The sequence below is a fragment of the Sphaerisporangium sp. TRM90804 genome, assembly GCF_029846175.1.
GTDB lineage: Bacteria > Actinomycetota > Actinomycetes > Streptosporangiales > Streptosporangiaceae > Sphaerisporangium.
On sequence record NZ_JARWAC010000011.1, the window covers coordinates 317,048 to 341,433 of the forward strand.

Consider the following 24,386-nt stretch of genomic DNA (forward strand, 5'->3'; position numbering starts at 1 on the left):
CGAGTGCGTATCTCGCGGACACGTCGGTCGTGGCGTGGTGTAGTGGTTCGTGGCGATGATGGCGCGCAGGTTCCTGCTCGTGACCGCGGGTTCGGCGCTCTTCTTCTCCGGGCTGTTCGGTCTGTCGGCGCTCGGCGAGCTGCTGTCGGCCATGGGGAACCTTCCGGCTCGGGTGCTTCGTCGGGCTCTGGTCTTTCCCGGGCGGGGCGAGGCGCTGACGCCGGGCACGGTGGCGGCGCTGGTCGTCTTCGCGGTGGTGCTGGCGGTCGGGATGTACGCGGTGCTCCGGTGGGCGGATGTCGGTTGGTCCTGGCGGGGCTACGTGGGATCCGGGGCGCTGGTGGGGGCGCCCGCCGGGGTGCTGGCCGTCCTGGTGTGGGCGCTGGTGCGGGCGGGCGTCGAAGGCGCCGGGGAACCCGAGGGTTCGCCGGCCAGCCTGTTCTACGGGTCGCTGACCTACGCGCCCGCCTGGGGGGTGACGATGGGGGCGCTCACCGGCCTGGTCGTCTGGGTCTGGGATCCCGAGCTGCCCGCGGGTTCCGAGCGCGCCGCGCGTCCCTTCCAGGCCCGTGGCTGGGTGCTGCCGTCCCTGGTCGTCGGCTGGGCGCTGATCTGGAGTGTCATCGCCACGCGGCTGGGCCCTTCCGGCGCTCGTGACCAGCCCCTTCTCATCCCGTTGCGCTGGCTCGTCATCGACGACCGTCATCTCGGCGTGCTCGCGGTGGTGGTGGCCGCCGGGGTGGCGGGCGGGGTCGAGGCGCTGCTGCGCCGGCGATTACCCGTGGAAGGCAGGCCGGGCCGGGCCTTCGTCGTCGCGTGGATCGCGCTGTGCGCGGCTCCGCCCGCCTATGCGGCGGTCACGGCCATCGGCGACGGCATGCTCGATCTGTACGCCGCCGGCCCGCTGAACATCGGCTGGGTGGCGGAGTACGCCGAGGACACAGGAGCGGCGCTGGTGAGCGAACCCACCCGGATCGCGGTGCCCCCGCTGCTGCTGGCGCTCGTGGTCACGGCCATCCGGCTGCGCCTTCCCGCCCGGGAGCGGGTTCGCGCCGAGCCCGACCCCGTGCGCCCCGACCGGCGGTGGGCGCTGCTCGTGGCGGGCGCGGCCGTCCTGTACACGTACTTCCGCATAGCCGTCGCGTCGCTCTCACCCGCCCCGGTCCGCCAGGCGGAGATCGTGGACGCGCCCCTGCTCAGCCGGGCCCTGTTCCTGCTCACCCCGCCGAGCCCCCCGGGGGACGAGGCCGCCCTGCTCTGGTTCTGGTCGGTGGCGGGCACCTTCCTGGTGCTGTCGGCCTTGCTCGGCTACGCGGCGGTACGCGGCCAGACGAACCGGATCCTCCCGGTCGGCGCGTACCTGACGCTGCTGGGCGGGCTCGCGCTGGCGGCCCAGCTCGCGTGGAACGGCGGCGGCACGATCGCCCGCGCGCTGACCGACCAGCGTCCGCCGACCAGCGCGACGGTGAGCGAGGCCGCCGCGTTCACCGCCGTGTACGTGCCGTTCTGCGCCCTCGTGATGCTTCTCGTGCATGTCGCCGTCGGGTTCAGGGTCGTCCGCAGCGTCCTCGACCTGGGCAGCTTGGGGGAGGACGAGGATTTCGACAGGGTTTGGGACAAGCTGACCGCGGACTATGGGGTCTGGAAGCGGAAGACCGCCGCGTTCACGCCGAGCCGGGACGAACTCAGGTTGATGTCGGTGAAGGCCGCCGGCATCGCCGTGGTGGTCGCCGTGGTCGCGGGCGCGTTCCAGGGGTTCGGCGTCGGGCGGCCGGTGGGCCAGGTCACCGTGCCTGCTGACGGGTTCTTCCTCGCTCTCCCGTCGCTGCCCCTCGTGCCCGGCCCCCAGGGGGCCGACCTTCACTGGGTGCTGGAGATCATCACGGGGATGCTGTACGCCCTGTCGCTGGGCGGGCTGGTCTGGCTGGGCCTGCGCAGACTGAACGTGCGGGAGCGGCGTCTTTCGGCCGGTCTGGCCGTGTGGGGCCTGTCGGTGGTGGCCGGCGGGCTGGTGATGCTGGTCCGGGCGCTGCTTGAGGCGGCCCTGCTGGACGGCGGTTTCGGCCCCGGCGACCTGGTTGAGGCGTATTCGGGGGTGGGGTGGCAGATGGGGCTGCTCGCCGGGATCCCGGTGGCCGTGGGCGTCATGATGCGGCCGGGGTGGGCGCCACGCGGGCCCGTCCTGCGGTACGGCGCCGCGCTGACGCTGGCGGTCGCGGCGGCGCCGCTGGCGCGCCTGGCCCAGGACGACGGACAGGTCGCGATCGCCACGGCCACCTGGCGGGTGGAACACCGCGACCCGCAGCTCACCGTCGACGTGCGCCACCCTCTCGTGCAAGGCGGGGACGCCGGGGAGCGCGGCCGGATCGGCGCGGCGCTGAGCGCCCCGGTCAGGGAGTTGGTGGAGACGACGCTGGAGGACTACCGGCGGTATCCGCCGAGGCCCACGCCGGAGGGGGGGACGCACACCACGAACTCCGTGACGAGCCGGTTCACCGTGGTGCGCGACGACTCCACGGTGATCTCGATCCGGTACGTGTCCCTGGTGCGGACGGTGGGCCTCCGCCCCCGCGAGATCGGGCACGCGGTCGACTTCGACCGCGCCTTCGGCAGGACGCTCACCACACGGGACGTCTTCACCGCCGCCGCCTTCTCGCGCACCGGCCGTGAGCGGCTGGCCGCCGCGCTCCGGCCGCACCTGCCGCCGAACCTTGCGGCGAGTCTGGGCAGTGTGGACGTCGACGACGGCCTGCTGCAGATCAACCTGGGGCGAGGCGCCGTCGAGTTCACCTTCGGGCGGCCCTACTTCTGCAACGCCTGCGAGACCTTCACGGTGCGGATGCCGCCGGAGCGGCTGCCCGGCCTGCTCCGCCGGAGCCGTTGACGTCGCCCCGGAGGAACTCCTGGATCCGCTGGTGCCGGAACTGGTAGACCGGGCCGATTCGGCGAAGGACGCCCAGTTCGTACAGGTCGTCGAGGAACGTCATCAGCCGCCAGGGCAGCCGGCCTCTCGCGGCCAGCACGGTGTGCGCCAGCATGTAGGGGAACCACGGGCCGGTGAGCAGCGTGCCGGCGCCGATGATGACGCCGAAGCTCGCACCCAGCAGCACGCCCAGCCGCGCCGCGCCGTCCACCTGGAGCGCCAGTTCGAGGAACAGGCCGATCACCAGCGCGCACAGCCCTCCGGTGACGACCCCGAGCCCGGCGCCGATGACCAGCCCCCGGTTCCGCGCGGCGCGCAGCGTCTCGGCGGGGCCGGTGTCGCCCGCGACCGAGACGGGGCGAAGGCTCCACGAGACCACGCCCCGGGTGAGCCCGGCCAGCAGGCCGCCCGCGATACCCCCGGCGAGGATCCGGGTCGGGCCGACGTCCAGCCCGGCGACGACCCTGATCAGGTAGACCGCGGCGGCTCCGCCCATCGTCCCCGCGAGCAGCCCCTCCCACCCGCCGCGCACCAGGTGCCGGCCCAGCGCCCCGACGCGGCCGGCCAGCTGGAAGGCCGGGCTGACGAGGGGGTTCTCCGCGCGCAGGTTCCTCATCACCGCCTGCAGGGAGAAGACGAAGGCGACCGTCACGCCCGTGGCGAGCCCGGCGATGCCGGTGGCCGTCGTGGCCACGGCCGCCATGGCGACGGCCGCGGCCACCGCCAGAACCGCCACGACGACCGACGCGGCCAGCGTCTGGGCGCGCAGCGTCCGGTGCAGCCGCCACCAGGCGAAGTCGCTGCCGCCTGCGCGGGCCAGGAAGCGCAGCCAGCGAAGGACCTGGGAGTCGCTGTAGCGCAGCGGCGGGTCGGCGGCCGCCAGGACCGACGGCACGAGTGCGGCGATGAGATGGCGCTCGATCGACTCCTGGTCGGGAAGGGTGAGCAGCTCCGCCGGGTCGCCCTGGGCCAGGTAGACGCTACGGGCCAGCGAGACGCATAACGGGCTGAACAGCGCCTGGGTGAGCGGCTGGTGCGTTTGGCGGTCGAGTGCCGTGAAGACCGGCTTCCAGCGCCGGCTCGCCCTGCCCGGCGGTATCGATCTGCGCAGATACTCCACGGCGTCGTGCGGCCGCACCGGCTGCGCCTCCACGACGAAGGCCGCCGTGAGGACGTCCCCGGACTCGACGGCCGTCTCGTACTCCGCCGCGCGGCAGGTGACGATCAAGGGGGCGTCCCCGGGGATGGCCCGGTTGATCTGGGTGAGCGCCGGCCCGGCCAAGTGGGCGGGCAGCTCGTCGAGCCCGTCGAGTATCGGCAGCAGGCGGCCGGACGCGAGCAGTCGCCCACCCATGTCGGGGCCGAAGTCCGGGGCGCCGCTGATCGAGGGATGGTCGATCGTGATCCGCCTGGCGATCCAGGCCGCCAGCCCTTCCTGAAGGGGGTCCCACGAGGCGAGGGACAGCAGCACGGGCACCGGGTGGCCCGGCTCGGACTCGCGGGCCAGCTCCAGCGTCAGCAGGAGCGCCAGCGTGCTCTTGCCCGACGCGGGCGGCCCGATGGCGGCCATGCGCCTCCGGGGCAGCCGCAGGAAGGCCTGTGCCAGGTGGGGGACGTCGTCGCTGCTGCCGATCACCGAGCCGCCGATGACGTCGTGGTGGTCGGAGATCTCCCTGCCTGTCGGCTTCCACATCACGCGCAGCGGGCCGGGGTCGACCAGCCCGCGGCTCGCCGCCTCCGATCGCCAGCGGACGTGCACGACGCTTCTGAGCAACGCCGCGGCCCGGTCGAGCTGCTCCGGACCCGGCGGATGGCGGCGCGACCGCGCGGCCCAGGTGGTCAGGCTGGCGCCCAGTGCCGTCAGGCCCAGCACTCCGGAGAGCTGGTTGGCGTAGTCGAGGCCTTTGACGATCATCACCGTGACGACCAGCGTGGCCACGACGCCGACCACGAGCACCGAAGCCGGCAGGCGCCAGTCTCCCGCCCTCTCGCGTCGTCGTCCCATGCCCCCGATCGTCCCGCACGCCTTCGTCGATGGGAATCGCCGTGTCCCGGGGACCGGCAGCCGTCCCGGCGAGCTCGTCCCGGCCTTTCGGCCACCGGCGGGGGAGCGGCACGGATCGGTCGCCCCCGCCCGCGCGGGATCGACACCCCCGCTAAAGCGGGTGCCCCTGGGAGCGACGGCTCCTGAGCAGGAGTTCCACCGCCTCCGGGGCATGGGTGACCATGTGGTCCGCGTTGTGACGGCTTCCGGCGGAACCGTGGTTGATCCAGATGGTGCGCAGGCCGGCGTCGCGACCGCCCGCGATGTCCTTGGCGAGGTCGTCGCCTACCATCCAGCCGCCGTCGTCCAGCGATGCTCCGCACCGGCGGGCGGCGATCTCGAAGAGGGCGGCGTCGGGCTTGCGGACGCCTTCGGCGCCTGACAGGGCCCAGCCGTCGACCACGTCGGCCAGGCCGGTTCGGCGGATCTTGGCGGACTGGTTGTCGGCGGCGCCGTTGGTGACGATGCCCACGCGCCAGCCGTCGGCTCTCAGCGATGAGAGGCCGTCGAGGATCTCGGCGGGGCAGTGGACGAGGGAGGGAATGCGGCGGCGGTAGGCGGCCCACAGGTCGTCGACCGGGGCGGGCAGGGTGAAGTGGGCGCGGACCTGCGTGAAGAACGCTTGCCGGTGGGGGAGGTCTTGGCTGTCGAGGGCGGTCAGCCAGTCGGCCGCGCCGGGGCCGAGGCGGTGGTCGTCGGCGAACTCCGCCGCCCACAGCCGGAACGCGGCTCGGAGATCGATGAGGGTGTCGTCGAGGTCGAAGAGCGCGAGCCGTTGCACGGGTCGCCAGGCTACTTCTCCAAGGGCCGGCGTGAGACCGTAGGTCAGGGGTTCGATTCCCCCCGCCGGCTTCTCTCCGAGGGCCTCGGCCACGGTCGCCGGCGGCCTTTGGCCGGTTGAACGTTTCAGCGCTGCGGCGCGGGGTCCTTTCGGTCGCCGCTCGGCTCGCCGGGCCGGCGGGCGGTCGCCGTTCACCCAGGTTGAGGCGGTCGTCGGTGCGGCGCGTCAGCGGTCGCCGCGCGGCGGGTGATCACAGCGCGTCTCACACGGTGAACGCCGTGGCGGGGGACCGATCGCGACCCGTCCACTCAATCGATTAATTTCGGGAGGCTCGGTCGGTGGCGCGCCGCGTGGCGTGCCGCTGAATCCGGCCCCCGACCGGCACCCTCGACGCGGGCGGCGGCTGTCTGACGTCGTTCTCCGAAAGGACTTCCCGATGAGACGGAGTCTCGCCCCTGTCGCGGCCGCCGGGCTGGCCGCCGCGCTGGTCGTCGGCGGTGGGATCGCGGCGGTGACGGGGCCGGCGGCGGCGGCCGCCGGGTGCAAGGTGACGTACAAGATCGTCAGTCAGTGGGGTGGCGGCTTCCAGGGTGACGTGGCCATCACCAACCTCGGCGACCCGGTCAGCGGTTGGAAGCTGGAGTTCGACTTCCCCGACTCGGGCCAGAGGATCGAGTCCGGCTGGAACGCCACGTGGACGCAGTCCGGCGCACGCATGACCGCCACCAACGCGTCCCACAACGGCTCCATCGCCACCAACGCCACGGTCAGCGGCATCGGATTCACCGGAAGGCTCACCGGCGCCAACCCTCTGCCCAACACCTTCTGGCTCAACGGGTTCATGTGCAGTGGGCCCGTGACCCTCACCCCCACTCCGACGCCGACCGCGACGCCGACACCCACGCCGACCCCGACACCCACGCCGACCCCCACCCCGACACCTACGCCCACCACCTCGCCGGGCACGCCGCGTCCCGGCGTCGGGCCGTGCACGCCGGGCACGACCTACCCCAACCCGCTGCCGGCGGCGTCGGTGACCGCCACGAAGATCCGGGACGGGTTCAACTTCCTGGAGGGCCCGGCCTGGGACGCGACCACCCAGACCCTGCTGCTGTCGTCGATGCGCGACGGCACCGGGCCGGAGGGCGTCCAGCCCTCGGACGTGCTGCGGTTCACCGAGCCGAACACCTTCGAGACCTTCATCGCCGGCGCCGGCGGCAACGGCCTGGCGCTCAGCCGGGACGGCGGCACGCTGCTGGCCGCGACGCACGACCAGCGCAGCGTCTCCTCCTTCAGCCTGGCCGACCGGACGAGGGGCGTGGTGGCCTCCTCCCACCAGGGCCGCGCCTTCAACTCGCCGAACGACCTCACCGTCGGCGCCGACGGCACCGTCTACTTCACCGACCCCGACTTCCAGCGCGCGAACCGGCCGGACCAGATGTCGGGCCGCACCGGCGTGTTCCGGGTCAAGGACGGCGTCGTCTCGCTGATCGACGACACCATCCGGCAGCCGAACGGCATCGTGCTCTCCCCCGACGGCAGGACGCTCTACGTCGGCGGCAACGGCACGGGTCGGGTCTACAAGTGGCCGGTCAACGCCGACGGCAGCGTCGGCGCGCGTGCCGACTTCGCGTCCCTGTCGGGTTCGGACGGCGCGACCATCGACTGCGCCGGCAACCTCTACCAGGCCTCCTTCAGCGACGGCAGAGTCCACGTGTACGCGCCGTCCGGCGTGAAGCTCGGCACCATATCCGCAGGGCTGAACACCACCAACGTCGCCTTCGGCGGCCCCGACGGCCAGACGCTGTACATCACCTCGGGCACGCCCTCCCGGGGCGGGAACAGCGGAAACTTCGGCCTCTACCGCGTCCACCTGAACGTCCCCGGCTGGCCGTACTGACCTTCGCCGCTGCCTGTATCTGTATCGACGGACGGTGGAAGGGCCGCCGAAGTCCCCGGTGTGAGACGTCCGGCCGGCCGGACGCCTCACACCGGAGGTCGCATCGGGCCGGCGGGGACAGGTTTCCGTCGAAGGGGTTACATCGGCACTCACCTTCGGGTCGAATGCTTGGTGTGACCTCACGGCAAGCGCGGCGGCGGCGGATCTTGGTCTGGTCGGCCGGCGTGGTCGTCGTCACCGTCGCCGCCGTGGCCCCGTATCTGCTCGCGGGGGCGTCTGACCCCGGCTGGTGGCGGCCGGTTCTGGAGTGGCTTCCTCCTCACCTGGTGCCGCCGTACTCCACGGCGGATCTTCCTGCCCTGGTGCTCACCATGCTCGCGGCCGTCGCCCTCCTGGTCGGCGCCGGTTGCCGGTTCGCGGGCAGACGGCGTCGCAGCCCCGGCGAGCGGCCGCTCGGGCCGGAGGAGATCGAGGACGGCCCGCCTGAGGAACCTTTCGTGGCGCTCGCCGCCGAACGGGGGATGCGTCTTCAGCGGGTGAGCACCTGGGGGCTGGTACTGGGGTTGCTGCTGCTCACGGGCAGCCTGGTCTACGACGACGCCAGGTCCGTGGAGACCTCGCGAGACGAGCGGAGCGTCGACTACGGCCAAGCCGTGGAGCGGCTCGGCTCCGGGAGGATCGAGGTCCGCCTGGACGCGATCCACACGCTGCGGCGCCTGGCGCGGGACTCCGAGCGAGATCGGGTGGCGACCGTCGACGTCATGGCCGCGTACGTGCGCGAGCACGCTTCGATGGCGGAGGCCGGGCCGCCCGGGCAGCCGGCCACCGATGTGCAGATGGCCCTGACCGTGCTCGGCAGCGTCTACGACGCGCCGACCACCGAGCTCGGGCACGCCTGGGTCTGCGGCTGCGACCTGCCGCGCATCCGTGTTCCGGGCGCGAATCTGAGCGGCCTGAACCTCGGCACCGCCGTGCTGACGCGGGCGAACCTGCGGGGGGCCTCCCTGAATGGGGCCAACCTTGCCTATACCGACCTGTCCGGCGCCGACCTGCACGGGGCGTATCTGGACAGCGCCGACCTGCCGCACGCGGTGCTGTTCATGGCGGACCTCAGCGAGGCCGACCTGAGCGGCGCCGACCTGCGCGGGGTCGATCTGTTCAAGGCGGACCTGAGGGCGGCGGACCTGGGCTCGGCCGACCTGAGCGGGGTCGACCTGTTCGAGGCGGACCTGCGCGGGGCGGATCTGCGCGGCGTGAACCTGAGCGGGGCAAGCCTGCGCGGGGCGGACCTGCGCACGGCGGATCTGCGCGAGGCGATCCTGCGCGGGGTGGACCTGAAGGGGGCGGACCTCAAGGGCGCTGACCTGACGGGAGCGGACCTGACCGGCGCGAATCCGAACGCGGCCGAGACCGACGACGAGACCAGGCTCCCCGCAGGGGCCCCCGGGACGTGAGTGGGCGCAGTCCCGCGAAAGAAATCTCGCGGTGGACGTCGAGAACCCGCGCGCGGTTTCGTCCCTGGAGCGAACACGGCCACAATGGGCCGCGACGCACTGAGGAGATACACGATGGCCAAGTACCTGCTGCTCAAGCACTACCGGGGCGCGCCGGCGGCGGTCAACGACGTGTCGATGGAGAAGTGGACGCCGGAGGAGGTCTCGGCCCACGTGAAGTACATGCAGGACTTCGCCGACCGGCTTGAGGGCACCGGCGAGTTCGTCGACGGTCAGGCGCTCTCCCCGGAGGGCACCTTCGTCCGCTACGACGGCGAGGGACGGCCGCCGGTCACCGACGGCCCGTTCGCCGAGACCAAGGACCTGATCGCCGGCTGGATGGTGATCGACGTCGACTCCTACGAGCGGGCGCTCGAGCTGGCCGGCGAGCTGTCCGCGGCTCCGGGGGCGGCCGGGGAGCCGATCCACGAGTGGCTCGAGCTGCGCCCGTTCCTGACCGAGCCCCCGACCATCACGGAGTGACGCATGGTGGATGAGGCCGAGCTGCGGACCCTCACCCCCACCGTGATCGGCATCCTCGTCCGCCGCGGAGCCGACTTCGCGGCGGCCGAGGACGCCGTGCAGGACGCCCTGGTCGAGGCCGTGCGCGTGTGGGCGGACGACCCGCCGCGGGACCCCAAGGGCTGGCTGGTCACCGTGGCCTGGCGCAAGTTCCTCGACGCCGCCCGGGCCGACGCCTCCCGGCGGCACCGCGAGGAGCGCGTCGAGGGCGAGCCCCTGCCCGGGCCGGGCGAGGCGGTGGACGACACCCTCCAGCTGTACTTCCTGTGCGGGCACCCGTCCCTGACACCGGCGTCGGCCGTCGCGCTCACGTTGCGCGCGGTCGGCGGCCTGACCACGCGTCAGATCGCTCAGGCCTACCTGGTGCCGGAGGCGACCATGGCCCAGCGGATCAGCAGGGCCAAGCGGACCGTCGCGGGCGTCCGGTTCAACCAGCCCGGTGACGTCGCCACGGTGCTGCGCGTGCTCTACCTGGTCTTCAACGAGGGCTACTCCGGCGACGTCGACCTCGCCGGTGAGGCGATCCGGCTCACCCGCCAGCTCGCGGCCAGGATCGATCATCAGGAGGTCGCGGGCCTGCTCGCGCTCATGCTGCTCCACCACGCCCGGCGTCCGGCGCGCACCGGCCCAGGCGGCAGGCTCGTGCCGCTCGCCGAGCAGGACCGAAGCCTGTGGGACACCCGCCTGATCGCCGAGGGCGTCGACGTGCTCCAGACGGCCCTCGCCCGCGACCGCCTGGGCGAGTTCCAGGCCCAGGCCGCCATCGCCGCGCTCCACGCCGACGCCCGGAAGGCCGAGGAGACCGACTGGGTGCAGATCGTCGAGTGGTACGACGAACTGGTGCGCCTCACCGGCAGCCCGGTGGCCCGCCTCAACCGGGCCGTCGCGGTCGGCGAGGCCGACGGCCCGCGGGCCGGCCTGGCCGCCCTGGCGGGGCTCGACCCCGCCCTGCCCCGCTACGTCGCCGTCGAGGCGTACCTGCGCGAGCGTGACGGTGACCCGGTGACCGCGGCCCGGCTCTACGCCGAAGCCGCCCGAGCGGCGGCCAGCCTCCCCGAATGCGAGCACCTCACAAGACAGGCCGCACGCCTGAACGGGCGGCTGCGCGGATGAGCACGGGGTCGTGATGACGGGGATCCGTGGACGGATGCCGGCGACCCGGTGGCCTACCTGACCCCAGGCGTATGGGACGGCCGGAGGCGTGGACCGAGGAGTTGGCCCACACCGGACGGACCGACATGGCGAAGCCCCTGGCGTTGATCGCCAGGGGCCTTCGGTTTCTGCCCGGCTCAGGGGCCGCTACAGCCCGGGGCGCTGGTGTGGTGCGTTTCTGTGGGTGTGGTCATGGCTGGGGCATCGGGAGGCAGGGTGGGGTCTGGAAGGTGACGCCGTCCAGGAAGTTGCCGGCTGTCGGGGTGCCGCCTGCGGCTGAGACGGACTCGAAGGCGAAGCGGGTGGTGGTCTGGCCGGGCGGGACGATGTAGACCCCGGTGTAGTGGCCCCAGGCGGTGTTGCCGTCGGTGAGGTCGGGGGTAGTGGTTCCGGTGGGGGTCTGCGCCGTGGTCGCTCCGGGGGCGCCGATGAGTACGCGCATCACGTCGGTGCCCAGGCGGCCTCGGTGGTACAGCGACCAGGTCATCGGGGTGCCCGGGACGGTGGGCAGGTCCTGGTAGAGGGTGGAGACCTGGTTGGCGTTGAGTTCGGCGAACTGCCCGCCGTCGGCCGCCGGGATGCCCATGCCGGTGCCGTTCCAGAGCTCCAGCTTGCGGTCGGTGGCGGTGGTGTGCCAGCCGATGGCCGGGTTGGTTGAGGCGTCGGGCAGGTTGTAGTCGACCGTGGCGACCGGCGGGGCCTCGAAGCTGCCGTTGGTCAGGCTGACCGGGGTGTAGGGGCAGGTGACGGCCACGGTGACCGTGGCGGTGCTGGTTCCGCAGGCGGTGGTGACGGTGTAGGTGAAGGTGTCGGTGCCGCTGAGTCCCGCGGACGGTGTGTAGATCACCTGGTTGCCGGAGATCCGCACGGTGCCGTTGCGAGGCTGGGTGACGCCGCTGACCGTGGGCGCCGTGCCGGTGTCGTTGGCCAGCACGGGCACGGTGACGGCGGTGTCCTGCCTGGTGGTGGCGGTGTCGTTGACGGCGGTGGTGGGCGAGATGGACTGCCCGGCGACGATCTGGATCGGCGGGGCGGCCGTGTTGTTCCCGAGCTGGCCCGGAGCCGCGATGACGCTGCTGATGCCGGTCGGCCTGATGGTCATGCTTCGCCCGATGGTGCCCTGCTTGACGCGGAAGGTGATGACCTTCGGGGCGGGGTCGGTCTTGGTGCCCGACGAGGGGATCGTCAGGGTGGTGCCGCCGATGCCGCCGGCTCCGGACTCGCTGACGACGTCGGCGTTGGCCAGCAGTGACGAGACGTCCCAGGTGGTGGTGTAACGGGAGACCAGCAGCGGCCACTTGGCCGTGCGGTGCGCCATCGTGAGGGTGAAGGTGCCGCCCGGTGCGATCTGCCCGCCCCACAGGGACGGGGAGGTGTCGACCGAGATCGCCCCGTTGCCCAGCTGCATGCCGAACGCGTTCTTCCAGTAGTAGATGACAGGGTAGGTCGCCTGCCCCGGCCGGACACAGGGCGTGTTGGCGGGTCGCGCGCCGGCCTGCCGCACGGCCGCCTGCGCGGACGTATCCGCGGCCTGGGCGGACGTACCCGCCGCCGCCTGCGTGCCCGATGCGGCCAGCAGCGCCGACAGGGCGCAGGTCAGCGCGGTGAGGGCGGATCTAGAACGTTGCGAAATCAACACTGAACTCCCACTCCGGGTGGCCTCGTAGATCAACTCCACGACGCTACTGCGTGTGATCGATCAACGTCGCAACGTGTCGGCTCGGGTGGTCATCGTGTCGCGGACGCGGGCGGGCTCCGGTAGGGCGGCCTCACGTACGTGGCGTCTCCGCACACGGTGAGGCGTCCGGGGCGACGAGGAGCCGCACACTCCCCAGACGTCGTTCCCGCTCGATCGGTTCGCCGGCCCTCGGCGGGGTCAGCCGGCTTCGGCCGGCGGTCCCGAGGGCGGGCCCTGCCTCACCGGACGATCCGGTAGGTCAGGTGGGTGGCGTCGGGGGTGGTGACGGTGGTCAGCGGGTCGAGCTTGAGGGCCGTGCCGAGCTGGTCGAACAGTGAGGTCCCGGACGTCAGCACGATCGGCGCGACGTGCAGCCGCAGCTCGTCGACGAGACCGGCCCCCAGCGCCTGCTGGATGACGCCGGCCCCGCCCATGATGTGGACCCGCTTGTCGCCGGCGGCCTCGGCCGCCCGGGCGACCGCTTCCTCGATGCCGCCGGTGACGAAGGTGAAGGTGGTGTCGCCCTTCACCACGGGCTCGTGCGCCCGGTGGGTGACCACGAACACCGGCTTGTGGAAGAAGCCGTCCTCGCCCCAGCCGCCGGTGTCGTCGTACACCTTCCGGCTGGTGATCACGGCGCCGGTCGCGGCGAAGGTGGCGGCGAGCAGCTTCTGCCCTTCCTCGTGGCCGAGCCAGGCGTGCAGGATCTCGCCGTCGTCGCCGAGGCCGGGCCGCTCGTCCACGCCCGGGCCGGTGATGTAGCCGTCCACGGACATCGATATGTCGGCTTCGATGAGGGCCATGAGGGCCGTCCTTCCTTGTGGCCGGCGATGAGGCTCGGACGGGCAGCGGGGGCTGCGGGGGGCCGAACCCATCGGTCCGCACGGGATCTTCTCGTTGCCATCGTGCCGGGCCGGACGGCGCCGGGCGGTCGAACGGCGGGGATGACTCTTCGATCAGCGGGTCCTTAGGGGGAGGGATCGTCTTGATCGGCGGATCCCGTCCTCGGGGAGAGGATCGTCACGTAAGCAACTCATGTTGACTATCTCCGAGTTAGTCAACTAATGTTGCTTGCATGCCCGCGAGTGACATCCCCGTCCCCCAGGACCCCGCCGACGCCCTCGCGGCCGTGGTGGCGTTGCGGCGCCTGGCCGACCACCTGGAGGACGCCGCCGTCGAGCAGGCGATGCGCGCCGGCTGGGCCTGGCCGCAGGTCGCCGAGGCGCTCGGTGTGACCCGTCAGGCGGTGCACGGGAAGCATGCCAAGCGGCTCATCGCCGCCGGCGTCAAGCTGAGGAGACGCTCACCGTGAACGCGTTCGACAGGTATCTCCACACGGTCATCACGGAGGGGGCGGTCGAGGCGCGGCGGCAGGGGTCCGCCACGGTCGAGGCGCAGCACCTCCTGCTGGCCGTCGCGGCCCAGGAGGGCACCGCGCCGCAGCGGGTCCTGGCCTCGGCCGGCCTCGACCACCCGGCGATCGTGGCCGCTCTCGACCGGGAGTTCCACCACAGCCTCGCGGCGGTCGGGGTGTCCCGCGGCTCGTTCGGCCTCTCTCGCACGGGCGGAACGTCCAAGCCGCCGGCCCTCGGCGCCACCGCCAGGCTGTCCCTTGAGCGGGCCTTCGGCGCGGCCTCCCGCAAGAAGGATCTGCGGCCGGCGCACGTACTGCTCGGAATCCTGCGGGGCGAGGTCGGCACGGTGGCACGCGCCCTGGCCCTGGCCGGCGTCGACCGCACCGACCTGCTGGCCCGCGTCCAAGGCGCCGTCACCGACGGCCCCGAGTGACAGGCGGGCGCTCTCTTCACCGCTCCACGGGACGCCGCTCCGCGCTCGCGCACCTCTCTCCAGCCACCCCCAACCATGACGGGACCGCCATGACGACCTCCGACGCCTCCGCGACCGACCGCGACCGAGGCCATGCCGGCATCCAGCGCGCGCTCGACCGGGCCGTGGCCGACGGCGGCGGCCCCGGCGTGGTCGCCGAACTCAGGGACGCCGATACGCCACCGTGGTTCGGCGCCGCGGGGGTGGCCGACCTGACGACCGGCCGCGGGCGCGGCCCGGGCGAGCACTTCCGCATCGGAAGCCTCACCAAGGCGTTCACCGGCACGGTGGTCCTGCAACTGGCGGCCGAGGCCGGGCTGACCCTGGACGACACGGTCGCCAAGTGGCTGCCGGGCGTGGTGGAGCAGTACATCCCCGGCGCGGACGGCGCCGAGATCTCCGTCAGACGGCTGCTCAACCACACCAGCGGCCTCCCGGACGCCCTGCCCGGCGAGGAGCCCCCACCCGCCGAGGAACCCGGCGCGCGCTTCATCTACTCCAAGATCAACTACACCCTCGCCGGGATGATCGTCGAGGGGGTGACGGGCTCGACGCTCGCCGACGAGATCGACCGCCGCATCGCCCGCCCGCTGCGTCTGACGGGCACCTACCTCCCGGCCGCCGAGACGACGATCCGCGACCCGCACCCCCGCCACTACTCCAGGCTGGGCGAGACCGGCCCCGAAGCGGAGATCCACGACGTGACCGAGATGGACGTGAGCTGGGCCTGGGCCGCCGGCGGGATGGTCTCCACGACCTCCGACCTGCACCGCTTCCTGAGCGCCCTGCTGCGCGGCCGCCTCCTGCCGCCCGCCGAGCAGAAGGAGATGTTCACCACCGTCTCGACGGAGGGCGCCGACTGGGTCCCCGACACCGCGTACGGCCTCGGCGTCTACTCCCAGCGGCTCCCGTGCGGCGTCACGCTCTGGGGCGGCGGCGGCTCCATCCCCGGCTCGACGTCCTACGCGATGGGCGACCGCCAGGGCGCCCATCTGCTGGTGAGCAACCTGAACGGCGACTGGAACGACTACCTGGAGACCTTCACCGACCTCTTCGAGACGTGCTTTCGCCCGGCGCCCCCCCGATCGTGACGGTGAGCCACCGACAGTGTCGTCCGGGCACTGGGCACCCCGCCGGAGCGGTGTTAATTTGGGGATTTTCCTGACGGACTCGGGAGGCAGGCATGCCCGACCACAACTCGCCGCGTCCGCCGGGGAACCACGACGACGCGCTGCCCGCCCTTCAGATCACCCGGCATTTCGACTTCGGGCAGTTCGTCTTCCTGCACTCGGAGTTCGAGGACGCGCGGGAAGAGCCGCAGCAGGTCGTGATCGACCCCACCGGCGGCAAGTACGCGGCCTACCACGAGTGGCTGGTCAAGGTGGGAAAGATCGAGCTGGCCAAGGTGGGTCCCCGGCCGCCGGAGCAGGTCCCGCATGAGCTGCGCGATCCCCTGGGCGGGCTGTCGCTGGACCGGCTCGTCGAGGGGCGCGAGCCTACCGCCTGGGCGCCGACCGAGCTCGTGATCGATTCGGCTCATCTCAAGGAGGTCGTGAGCACGAAGCAGGTCCCCTTCGAGGACAAGACGATCGTGCTGGAGCTCGACGAGCAGGCGGTGGCCTCCCTGAGCGCGGGCCGCAAGACCCTGGTCATGGCCGGGCCTCATGACGGCGGCACCCAGCCGTTCCTGGTGGAGCTGGCCGTCGACGTGCCGCTGGTGCAGCTGAGCGAGCCGAGCGTCGACAGGCTGCTCGCCGACGGCCGGGTCGACCAGGGCGCCGTCGTCCACGACGTCGAGCTGCACGAGAGCGTGACGCGAGCCCTGCTGGACGGCCGGCCGGCCGTCGCGTGGACGAAGGGGAGACAGGCCAGGCTCCTGCGGCTTGAGCCGCCGAGCAGGGGCGAGCGGGTGACGGCCGCCGAGGTCGTGGTGGACGACATGGCGGGCTTCCTGACCCGGCCCCTGGTGCCCGGCACCGATGGGCGTCCCGTCTCCGTCACCCTGTCGAGCGCGCACGTGAGCGCCCTTCGCCTGGACGGCACCGCCACCGTCACCGTCGGGGACGACCAGGTCACGCTGGTCGACGGGCGCCGGGAGGCCGCCGCGGCGCTCGACGGGCGGCGCCTGGCCAACCGTGCGCTGGCCGATCGGATCCATCTGAAGGACCCGGCACCCGTCCAGGTCCTGGCGGACGGCGTGGCCAAGTGGACGAAGATCAGCGGGGCGCCCCCCGCGCCGGCCAATCCGATCGGGCTGCCCGTCGCGGTGTTCCTGCCCTGGCGGCAGACGTGGGCGCTGACCGGTTTCAGCCAGGGCGACCTGCGCAGCAGCCTGGCGCTGGCACCGCAGGAGGAGATGACCATCGAGGTGTCGAGCTGGGAGCGGCGGCTGCGCACCCTCGACCAGTCGTCCCAGACCGACGTCGAGCAGTCCTTCGAAAGCGTCCAGACCCAGCGCGACACCGACGACGTCTTCTCCGAGCTGACCAACCGGCACGACTTCGCGTGGCAGCTCGAAGGCTCGGTGGACGCCACCTACAGCACCGGGAACGGGTCGATCACCGTGGGGGCCGGTGGGCAGGTGAGCGACACCAGCCATCTCCAGTCGATCGCCCGGGTCACCCAGCAGCGTGTCAAGGAGTCGACCCAGAAGTCCGCCGCCCGGGTCAGGGCGATCCGGACGACGCGCATCACCGACGCCGTCGAGACCGGCGAGCAGACCCGGGTCACCCGCAAGATCAAGAACGCCAACTTCTCCCGCACGCTCACCCTGGACTTCTTCGAGACCCTGGCCCACTACAGGGTCACGCTCGCCCCCCGGCCCGAGCGGATGATGCTCGTCGCGCTGCTGCCCAACCCGCTGGCCACCAAGGAGTTCACCCGCGAGCTGGTGCGCCGGCACGAGTCGACGCTCCAGCGGGCGCTGCTCGACGGCTCCCTCAGCGAGGGGTTCGCCGCCTGCCGTAAGACCCGCGCCTACGAGAAGGCCAAGGAGATCATCTCTGATCTCGCCGCTCTTGGCGGCCAGGTCGACAGCGCCGCCGACGGCCTCGGCAAGGGGAAGCGGGGCTCGGGCGTTCCCGTGCCCACCGCGCAGGAGAAGGCCGTGGTGGAGCTCCTCACGCACATCGCCGCCGCCTACAAGAAGTTCGAAGGCGCGACCCCGGACGCCGCGCTCAAGAGGATTCCCCCGGGTCAGACCATCCAGGACGAGGAGCGTGCGGACGCCCAGCACTGGCTGTTCCTGCGGCTGGCCGGCAAGTACCTGCCCAGCGTGGTCGCGGGACTCGCGGGCCTCCCGAAGGTGCCGGCGATCACCGACGCCGAACCGCTCGTGGCCGTCATTCCCGCGCCCGGTTCGGCCACCACGCTCGAATCGCTCAACGACAAGTCCGACTGGGACAAGGAGCAGGCCGGCCTCGGCGTCAAGATCGGCGACCATGTCGGACGGGTCGACTGGAACTGGTCCAGCGGGCGGGCAAGGGAAGAGGGCCTCTACACCGCCGGTGACGGCGGGATCTCCGGCCTGCTCGGACGGCTGCAGCAGTCCTACGGCGCCTACCTGGCCAAGCGTTCCCAAGGCGACATGGAGGCCGAGAAGGAGGTCGTGATTGCCCAGGCGAACGCCCAGCAGGATCGGCTGAGCACCGCCGACCAGCTCGCGATGGCCTTCCCCCTGGACGAGCTGGCCGCCGCGCGGGAACGCGAAGAGGCGCTGCTCAGCCATCTCAACGAGCACCCCGACCACTACAGCTTCGCGCTGTTCCAGGGGCTCTCGCCGGCCGAGCAGGCCCGTCACATCGAGGCCGGCTCCAAGGGGGCGCTCAAGGTCGGCATGTTCGAGCCCCGGGTGATCGCCGTCAACGGCCCCCACCTGGCGGTGCCGCTGGCGCCGCAGCCGGCCGGTGAGTTGCGCGACTTCGTCGAGGTGCTGCGCACCGGCTTCCGGGACGCCTTCGGCGGCACCGCCGACACCCCGGACGAGCTGGTCTTCCCCACCCCGGGCCTGACCATCAGCACCCGGCTGGGTGAGCGCACCACCGCCGAGGACTACGTCGAGCGTTCGCGGGCCGCCGAACTGCGCCGCCTGGTCGCCGAGGCCCGCGCGGCCGAGCTGGAGGCCGACCGGCGCAGAGCACGCATCAAGCGTGGGGACCTCGAAGATCCGGAGCTGTCGGAGACTCCCTTCAAAGTGAGCCTTGAGCAGCCGGGCGACGACTGATGGCCGGCGGGACCACCTTGGGCGGCACCGGCGAGCCCGAGGTCGCGCGGCATCGTGACGGGCCCGCCGACGCCGCCTCGGTGCTGGTCGTGGTGGATCCCGGACCGGACAAGCCCCGAAGCGCCCAGGCCTCGCGCGAGCGGGACCACCTGGCCTACCGGGCGCCGCCGCGGCGTCCCCTGGTCACCGTCAACGGACGGCTGTACGAGCTGCCCCACGACGACGAGGCGGCCCTGCTCGACTTCCTGACCATGGCGTATCTCGTCTACGGCTGGGGCCCGATCGTCGCCGTCGGCCGGGAGCTGGCGCAGATGCGCTTACTCAAGCTGCATCCCGGCCGGGGCGCGGCGTCCCCGCTGAGCCTGCGCATCGTCGACGTGGGACTGACGGAGATCTCACAGTGGATCCTCGCCTACGAGAAGGCCGCCCTGGAGTTCCGGCTGGAGGTGCTGCGCAAGGCCCGGAGCCTGGAGGACACGGCCAGGGACATCGTCCTGACGATGCTGCGGCGCAGCGCCGGGCGGGTCGTGGACGAGGCGATGCGCTACTTCCAGTGGAAGTCGCGCGACGGTGCGGTGGCGGCGCTCCAGGCCCTGCCCGCGGCCGAGATCCAGGAGGACGAGGAGGCGGTGCGCGACCTGCGCGACCGCCTGGAACGCCTCGCGCCGTCCGCCAGAACCGTTCAGGAGCTGAACCGGGAAGCGCAGGAGGAGGAGGCGGGACAGAGACGGTCTCTCGGCCGCGACCAGGTCGGCATCGTCTCGCCGACGAGGGTCGCCAAGCTGGAGAAGACGCGCGAGGCCGGTCGCCGGGCGCGCGACGCCTACGTGAAAGCCCTGTTCGACGAGGCGGCGGGCGCCGCCGTGCTCTTCCGCTTCGACCTGGAGTCCGTGGTGACGGCGGTCGACAAGCCGGCGGAGCTGAGCGGTCTCGTGTTCACCCGGCTCCAGGGCACGTGGAACGCAACCCAACGGCTCTACGAGCCCCTGCGCGCCAGACGCCCCGCCAGGGTCGTCGGCGAGCAGGACGTACGCGGGGGCGGCCTGCCCGAGCGGCTCATCGCGGCGAAGATCGGCGACTCGGTCTGGACGCACCGGAAGGTGGTCGCCGCCGCCCTGGACCGGCTGCCGGTGATCGACCGCGACCTTTACGAGCGCATGCTGGACAATCTCGCCGCCGCGCAGGCCGATGAGGAGATCGCCGGCACCCGCCTGGGCGTCCTGCGGGATCTCGGCCTCGGCGCGCTGACCATCGCGCTCACCGTCGTCTGCCCGCCGGCCGGCATCGCGCTGGACGTCGGCCTGTCGGTGGGCGACGTCGTCTCCACCGTCGCCGAGTACCTGGAGACGGCCGCCGAGAGCCTGTCCGATCTCGACCCGCGCGAGTGCCTGGCGGACGTCGAGCCGTCGGCCGTGCCGATCATCCTGTCGGTGGCGGGCGCGCTGCTGAGCGTCGGCTGATGGCTCCCAAGATCCCCGCGCGGATCCAGGAGCTGACCCAGTGGCTCGACAAGATGCACCACGTGGATCCCGACCTGATCGAGGAGCTGATCCTCAGCACGTCCCAGATCAGGTTGTTCCGCAAGGGCGCCCGTGGGGTCGAGACCGACCTGCTGATCGAACCGGTGATCCGCGCGCTCGGCGAAGACCTGCTGCGGGAGCATTCGGCGCTGGTGCCCCTGATGAAGGGCGTCTACAAGCAGTTCCAGCTCGCCGTCCGCCATCCGGGCAAGGCGTCGTTCGCCGTGGACGAGCTCCTGGAGCTGCGGCGCGCGTGGCAGCCCCTGAAGGCGGAGCTGAGCAGGAGCGAGGTCGAGGACGCGGGCGAGTTCGCCCGGTGGTTCGACCAGGAGGTGGAGGAGATGACGGCGATCGTCCGGCGCGGCGGGACGCCGGGGCGCGCCCCGCGCAAAGGTGTTCAGGCGGCCCCCCGGAAGGTCAGCCGGGAGGACGCGCGCGCCGCGTACAAGGTCTTCACCGGCGCGATGGCGGACTCCTCACCCGCCACGTTCGTCCTGATGCAGCAACTCAGCTTCTTCTTCCGGCCGAGCGACCCGATCTGGCTCTCCATGGCGGAGGCGGTCGCTTCGACCGGCGTGAAGAACGTCGACGCGCTGGCCGTCAGAATCCAGGGGATCCTCGGCGAGGGGCTGGCACTTCGCCATCCGTGGGTCTTGCATCTGATGTCCGAAGGCGCCAGACGGGCGCAGAGACTGGCGGGTCTGCTCGGCCCGGAATGGAAGATCGTCTTCGTGGAGGGGGCGGCCTACGCGAGCAAGACCTCAGGCGCCGGGCTGGGGCAGCTCTACGACGGCTCGATCTGGATCGTCCGGAAAGGGCAGGGCGGGGAGCCGCTGGAGGCCGCGCCGGTCTGGGTGCTGGAGGTCAAGAGCGGGCGGGTGTCGGAGGCGATGAGGCAGATCGCCAAGGGCTTCGTGCGGGAGCTGGACAAGACGGTCCGGTTGCCCCGGCCGGACGGCTCGACCGCCGAGTGCACCGTCAGGAGCCTGCGCGCCCTGCTCGGGGACAAGGCCGATCTGGTCAAGGACGAGATCGGCGAGGCCTCGACCCAGCGGGTGCTCGTCGCGCCACGCGCCCCCGGCGACCGCTCCGTGCGGCACCTGCCGAAGGGGGTGGCGGTCGACTACATCATGTCGTTCATGTCCCAGCGGGATATGCGGACCGTGTCGCGGGCCTTGGCGGCGGCCCATGCGAAGGTTGCCCGGTAGGCGTGGTGCGGCCGCCCGTCGTCAGCGGTCCGGCGGGATGCGGTAGACGGACACGTGGGAGCGGCTGTCGGCGGTGAAGGGGGCGCCGGACCAGTCGCCGTGCCTGGTCTCCAGTTCGAAGCCGGCGAGCTGGGCCATGAGGTCGAGTTCGGCGGGCCAGATGTAGCGGTGCGGGCTGCGGGACAGCCGGGCCTGCCTGCCGTCGTCGAACTGGAAGTGGTGCGACACGACGTGCTGCAGCAGGACGTCGTAGGTGTCAAGGCCGATGTATCCGGGCTCGCACTGCCACACCGTGGCCTGGCGGCCCGGCGGGAGCTGGCGCAGCTCGGGGACCCACAGCTCGATCACGAACCGGCCGCCGGGCGTGAGGTGGCGGGCGGCGTTGCGGAAGCACGCGACCTGCTCGGCCTGGGTGAGCAGGTTGGAGATCGTGTTGTAGACGAGGTAGACGAGCGTGTACGTCCCGGGCGCGGTGGCGGTCGCCATGTCGCCGGCGACCACCGGGATCGCCGTCTCGTCGGCCTTCTCGCGCAGCCGGTCGAGCATCGCGGGTGACAGCTCGATGCCGGTGACGGGCACGCCCCGCCCGGCGAGCGGGACGGCCACGCGGCCGGTCCCGACGGCGAACTCCAAAGCCCGCCCGTCGCCGGCGAGCGCGGCCAGGCGGTCCACGGCCGGCCCAACGACCTCGGGCGCGAACATGCCGGTGCCCGGCGTGTCATAGCGCCGGGCGGTGTCGGCGTCCCAGATCTCCTGTTCCATGTCCCCCACGATCGTCATGAGGCGCACGGACTGTCCAACGATTTTGCGGCGGTCACGCGTCTCTGCGGGTGATCAGGAGGGCCGCCACGACGAGCGGCACCACCGCGTAGGCGGCCAGGAGCGCCGCGGCCACCGGAGGCGGCAGCAGCGCCCCGTAGACCGAATGGGTCAGGTCGGCGCCCGTGATCTGGCCCGGCAGCGCGGGCAGCATCACGGAGCCGAGTCGCTCGCTCCACGGCTCCGGCAGGTTCCCGGCGATCATCGGCAGCAGGTAGACCAGCACCACGATCGAGGCGATCGCCCCCGCCGACGACCGCAGGATCGCGCCGAAGCCCAGCCCGGCCAGCGCGAACACCATCACCGACACGCCCGAGGCGAGCATCATGGGCGCCTTCTCCGCGAACGGCGCGAGGTAGACGCCGCCGAACCGATCGCCGATCATGGCGCGGCTGACGAAGTAGGTCGCGAACACGACCACCGGCCCGACCGCCAGCGCCACGGCTCCGACGATCGCGGCCTTGGCCGCGAGTACCCTCCGGCGCCGCGGCTCCGCGGTGAAGGTGAGACGAATCGTCCCGGTGACGTACTCGGAGGTGATCGCCAGCACGCCCAGCACGCCCATGCACAGCTGCGGCACCAGGAGGGTGACCAGCTCGATCTCGGCTATGCGGGCCGTCGCCCGCCGCTCGGGCGAGGCGCCGTCGAAGACGTTCACCGCCGACCAGGCGACCACGACGCCGAGCAGGATGCCCGCGAGGGCGGCGGCGACGGCGATGCCGGTCGAGCGGATCGAGCGGAGCTTCAGCCATTCGGCCGACAGGACGGCGCTCACCGTCCGCTCCCGTGTCGCGGGCCGGACGCGGCGGGGCCCGGACGGGCGTCCTCGGGCGGGGCGTCCCGGGAGGCCGGCTCGGTGCCGGCGACCGGCTGTCCTCGCCCGACGACCGCCGGCTGACGGCAGGGCGGTTCACCGAGGGCCGTCGTGGGTCCCTGGCGCTTGGGCGGCTGGTGGGCTTCGATCACGCGCTTCACGGTTTCGCACGCCGGTGCCCCGGCGCGTCGGACCGAGGGCTGGACGCCGGGTCCGTGCGGGGGCTGACGTGGGCGGCGGCATCAGACCACGGGATGACGTCGCCGCCCCCGGCCCGTGGATATCGTCATGACGTGGACCATCCGCCCCTCGGCCGCCGGTCGCTGATCGGGCTCGACTGCCTGGCGGCCGCCCTCTACACGGCCGTCACGCTGCCGGCCGATCTGGGGCTGGTTCCCTGCCTGGTCGTGGCGGGCGTCGGGCTCCCCGTCGCGGTGCGGCGGCTGTGGCCGCTTCCGGTCTTCTGCGTCGTCCTGGCCATGTCGGCGGTGGCGATGTCCCTCGGTGTGCTGCGCGACCCGTTCGTCGCGGCGGCCTTCGCGCTCTACACGGTCGCGGTCGGCCGGCCGTCCCGCCGGCAGGTGTCCACCTCCGCGATGGGCACGCTCAGCGCCGCCGGCCTGCTGGCCGTGGCGACGATCGGCCTGTCCGTGCCCGAGACGCCGTCCTGGTGGATGAACCGTCTCGGGCTGCTCCCCGGCGGCCTGGTGGCCCTGGGCGGGGCCCTGACCGTGGGCCGTGCCGTGCGGGACAGGCGGGCTTTCATGGCCCGCTCCGCCGAGCAGCTCGCCCAGCGGGCGGTGGCCCGGGAGCAGCTGCGCATCGCGCGTGAGCTGCACGACATCGTCGCGCACAGCATGAGCGTGATCGCGGTCAAGGCGGGCATCGCCAACCACGTCGCCGAGGCCAGGCCGCAGGAGGCGCGCGACGCCCTGGCCGTCATCGAGACCACCAGCCGCGGCGCGCTGGTCGAGCTCCGCCACATGCTCGACGTCCTGCGCACCGCCGCCGGCCCGGCCCACGCGGACCCCGCCAAGCCGTCCGGCCCGGGGACGCCCGCCCAGGCGGGCCTCGCTCCCGCGCCGGGGCTCGCCGGGCTGCCCGGCCTGGTCGAACGCGCGGGAATGGCGGGGGTGCGGGTCGACCTGAAGGTGGACGCGGACGAACTGCCCGAGGGGGTGGAGCTGTCGGTCTACCGGATCGTCCAGGAGGCCCTCACCAACGTCGTCAAGCACGCCGCCCCGGCCCGCTGCGCGGTGACCGTCACCTCCGACGGCCGCGAGGTGGGCGTCGAGGTCACCGACGACGGGCCCGGCACGCGCACCCTGCCCGCGTCCCCGGACGGTCACGGCCTGATCGGGATGCGCGAGCGTGTCACCCTTTACGGCGGAACCTTCACCGCCGGGCCACGCCCCCAGGGCGGGTTCCGGGTATCCGTCCGGCTTCCGTATGGGGAGGTTTCGTGATCCGTACCTCCGGCACC

General features: G+C 72.4%; 18 protein-coding genes. 12 read left to right on the plus strand and 6 right to left on the minus strand.

Annotated features, from left to right (window positions below):
- The first annotated feature begins 49 nt into the window (after positions 1 to 49).
- The gene (locus tag PYR91_RS16325; protein ID WP_279780661.1) at positions 50 to 2,884 is read left to right on the plus strand and encodes a hypothetical protein; all 2,835 of its coding nucleotides are present in this window, start codon (positions 50 to 52) and stop codon (positions 2,882 to 2,884) included.
- On the opposite strand, the gene PYR91_RS16330 is transcribed toward PYR91_RS16325, so the two are convergent.
- The gene (locus PYR91_RS16330; protein WP_279780662.1) at positions 2,829 to 4,928 is read right to left on the minus strand and encodes an NACHT domain-containing protein; all 2,100 of its coding nucleotides are present in this window, start codon (positions 4,926 to 4,928) and stop codon (positions 2,829 to 2,831) included. The two genes, PYR91_RS16325 and PYR91_RS16330, sit on opposite strands and share 56 nt — an antisense overlap.
- 151 nt (positions 4,929 to 5,079) lie before the next feature.
- The gene (locus PYR91_RS16335) at positions 5,080 to 5,748 is read right to left on the minus strand and encodes an HAD family hydrolase (RefSeq protein ID WP_279780663.1); all 669 of its coding nucleotides are present in this window, start codon (positions 5,746 to 5,748) and stop codon (positions 5,080 to 5,082) included.
- A gap of 436 nt (positions 5,749 to 6,184) precedes the next feature.
- Here PYR91_RS16335 and PYR91_RS16340 point away from each other — a divergent pair, with 436 nt between their 5' ends.
- The 4 genes from PYR91_RS16340 to PYR91_RS16355 all read left to right on the plus strand — a co-directional run bounded on the left by PYR91_RS16340 (position 6,185) and on the right by PYR91_RS16355 (position 10,776).
- Positions 6,185 to 7,648, plus strand: a complete 1,464-nt coding sequence (locus tag PYR91_RS16340; RefSeq protein ID WP_279780665.1) for an SMP-30/gluconolactonase/LRE family protein — start codon at positions 6,185 to 6,187, stop codon at positions 7,646 to 7,648.
- Positions 7,649 to 7,821: 173 nt separating this feature from the next.
- A complete protein-coding gene (locus PYR91_RS16345) occupies positions 7,822 to 9,102 on the plus strand; it encodes a pentapeptide repeat-containing protein (protein WP_279780666.1) in 1,281 nt (426 codons plus the stop codon).
- A gap of 114 nt (positions 9,103 to 9,216) precedes the next feature.
- Complete coding sequence (locus tag PYR91_RS16350) at positions 9,217 to 9,624, plus strand: YciI family protein (protein WP_279780667.1); 408 nt, start codon at positions 9,217 to 9,219, stop codon at positions 9,622 to 9,624.
- 6 nt (positions 9,625 to 9,630) lie between these two features.
- Positions 9,631 to 10,776 carry a DUF6596 domain-containing protein gene (locus PYR91_RS16355; protein WP_279780779.1) on the plus strand — a complete coding sequence of 382 codons (1,146 nt, stop codon included), beginning with the start codon at positions 9,631 to 9,633 and terminating at the stop codon, positions 10,774 to 10,776.
- A 229-nt stretch (positions 10,777 to 11,005) separates the two neighbouring features.
- On the opposite strand, the gene PYR91_RS16360 is transcribed toward PYR91_RS16355, so the two are convergent.
- Both PYR91_RS16360 and PYR91_RS16365 read right to left on the minus strand, forming a co-directional pair.
- Positions 11,006 to 12,451: an Ig-like domain-containing protein gene (locus PYR91_RS16360; protein ID WP_279780668.1), complete on the minus strand. Its 1,446-nt coding sequence runs from the start codon at positions 12,449 to 12,451 to the stop codon at positions 11,006 to 11,008.
- A 281-nt stretch (positions 12,452 to 12,732) separates the two neighbouring features.
- Complete coding sequence (locus PYR91_RS16365) at positions 12,733 to 13,296, minus strand: dihydrofolate reductase family protein (protein ID WP_279780669.1); 564 nt, start codon at positions 13,294 to 13,296, stop codon at positions 12,733 to 12,735.
- 272 nt (positions 13,297 to 13,568) lie between these two features.
- Here PYR91_RS16365 and PYR91_RS16370 point away from each other — a divergent pair, with 272 nt between their 5' ends.
- The 6 genes from PYR91_RS16370 to PYR91_RS16395 all read left to right on the plus strand — a co-directional run bounded on the left by PYR91_RS16370 (position 13,569) and on the right by PYR91_RS16395 (position 21,270).
- Positions 13,569 to 13,805 (plus strand): hypothetical protein, encoded by a 237-nt coding sequence (locus tag PYR91_RS16370; protein WP_279780670.1) that lies wholly within the window; start codon positions 13,569 to 13,571, stop codon positions 13,803 to 13,805.
- Positions 13,802 to 14,281: a Clp protease N-terminal domain-containing protein gene (locus PYR91_RS16375; protein ID WP_279780671.1), complete on the plus strand. Its 480-nt coding sequence runs from the start codon at positions 13,802 to 13,804 to the stop codon at positions 14,279 to 14,281. Before PYR91_RS16370 ends, PYR91_RS16375 begins: the two co-directional genes overlap by 4 nt.
- Before the next feature lie 89 nt (positions 14,282 to 14,370).
- The gene (locus PYR91_RS16380; protein WP_279780672.1) at positions 14,371 to 15,411 is read left to right on the plus strand and encodes a serine hydrolase; all 1,041 of its coding nucleotides are present in this window, start codon (positions 14,371 to 14,373) and stop codon (positions 15,409 to 15,411) included.
- A 92-nt stretch (positions 15,412 to 15,503) separates the two neighbouring features.
- The gene (locus PYR91_RS16385) at positions 15,504 to 18,542 is read left to right on the plus strand and encodes a hypothetical protein (protein WP_279780673.1); all 3,039 of its coding nucleotides are present in this window, start codon (positions 15,504 to 15,506) and stop codon (positions 18,540 to 18,542) included.
- On the plus strand, positions 18,542 to 20,002 hold the full coding sequence (locus PYR91_RS16390; RefSeq protein WP_279780674.1) for a hypothetical protein: 1,461 nt from the start codon (positions 18,542 to 18,544) through the stop codon (positions 20,000 to 20,002). The genes PYR91_RS16385 and PYR91_RS16390 overlap by 1 nt, the downstream gene beginning before the upstream one ends.
- Entirely contained in the window at positions 20,002 to 21,270 is a 1,269-nt protein-coding gene (locus tag PYR91_RS16395; protein WP_279780675.1) for a hypothetical protein, read from the plus strand. The genes PYR91_RS16390 and PYR91_RS16395 overlap by 1 nt, the downstream gene beginning before the upstream one ends.
- A 21-nt stretch (positions 21,271 to 21,291) precedes the next feature.
- On the opposite strand, the gene PYR91_RS16400 is transcribed toward PYR91_RS16395, so the two are convergent.
- Complete coding sequence (locus tag PYR91_RS16400) at positions 21,292 to 22,032, minus strand: class I SAM-dependent methyltransferase (RefSeq protein WP_279780676.1); 741 nt, start codon at positions 22,030 to 22,032, stop codon at positions 21,292 to 21,294.
- A 52-nt stretch (positions 22,033 to 22,084) separates the two neighbouring features.
- Positions 22,085 to 22,864, minus strand: a complete 780-nt coding sequence (locus PYR91_RS16405) for an ABC transporter permease (protein WP_279780677.1) — start codon at positions 22,862 to 22,864, stop codon at positions 22,085 to 22,087.
- A 332-nt stretch (positions 22,865 to 23,196) separates the two neighbouring features.
- On the opposite strand from PYR91_RS16405, the gene PYR91_RS16410 reads away from it, so the two are divergent.
- Positions 23,197 to 24,369: a sensor histidine kinase gene (locus PYR91_RS16410; RefSeq protein ID WP_279780678.1), complete on the plus strand. Its 1,173-nt coding sequence runs from the start codon at positions 23,197 to 23,199 to the stop codon at positions 24,367 to 24,369.
- Positions 24,370 to 24,386 lie beyond the last annotated feature (17 nt).

What these genes read in the sequence shown, in the direction of transcription:
- PYR91_RS16330 (WP_279780662.1), bottom strand. Translation starts at nt 4,928, where the DNA reads ATGGGACGACGACGCGAGAGGGCGGGAGACTGGCGCCTGCCGGCTTCG.
- PYR91_RS16380 (WP_279780672.1), top strand. Translation starts at nt 14,371, where the DNA reads ATGACGACCTCCGACGCCTCCGCGACCGACCGCGACCGAGGCCATGCC.
- PYR91_RS16350 (WP_279780667.1), top strand. Translation starts at nt 9,217, where the DNA reads ATGGCCAAGTACCTGCTGCTCAAGCACTACCGGGGCGCGCCGGCGGCG.
- PYR91_RS16365 (WP_279780669.1), bottom strand. Translation starts at nt 13,296, where the DNA reads ATGGCCCTCATCGAAGCCGACATATCGATGTCCGTGGACGGCTACATC.
- PYR91_RS16390 (WP_279780674.1), top strand. Translation starts at nt 18,542, where the DNA reads ATGGCCGGCGGGACCACCTTGGGCGGCACCGGCGAGCCCGAGGTCGCG.
- PYR91_RS16340 (WP_279780665.1), top strand. Translation starts at nt 6,185, where the DNA reads ATGAGACGGAGTCTCGCCCCTGTCGCGGCCGCCGGGCTGGCCGCCGCG.
- PYR91_RS16400 (WP_279780676.1), bottom strand. Translation starts at nt 22,032, where the DNA reads ATGGAACAGGAGATCTGGGACGCCGACACCGCCCGGCGCTATGACACG.
- PYR91_RS16370 (WP_279780670.1), top strand. Translation starts at nt 13,569, where the DNA reads ATGCCCGCGAGTGACATCCCCGTCCCCCAGGACCCCGCCGACGCCCTC.
- PYR91_RS16395 (WP_279780675.1), top strand. Translation starts at nt 20,002, where the DNA reads ATGGCTCCCAAGATCCCCGCGCGGATCCAGGAGCTGACCCAGTGGCTC.
- PYR91_RS16385 (WP_279780673.1), top strand. Translation starts at nt 15,504, where the DNA reads ATGCCCGACCACAACTCGCCGCGTCCGCCGGGGAACCACGACGACGCG.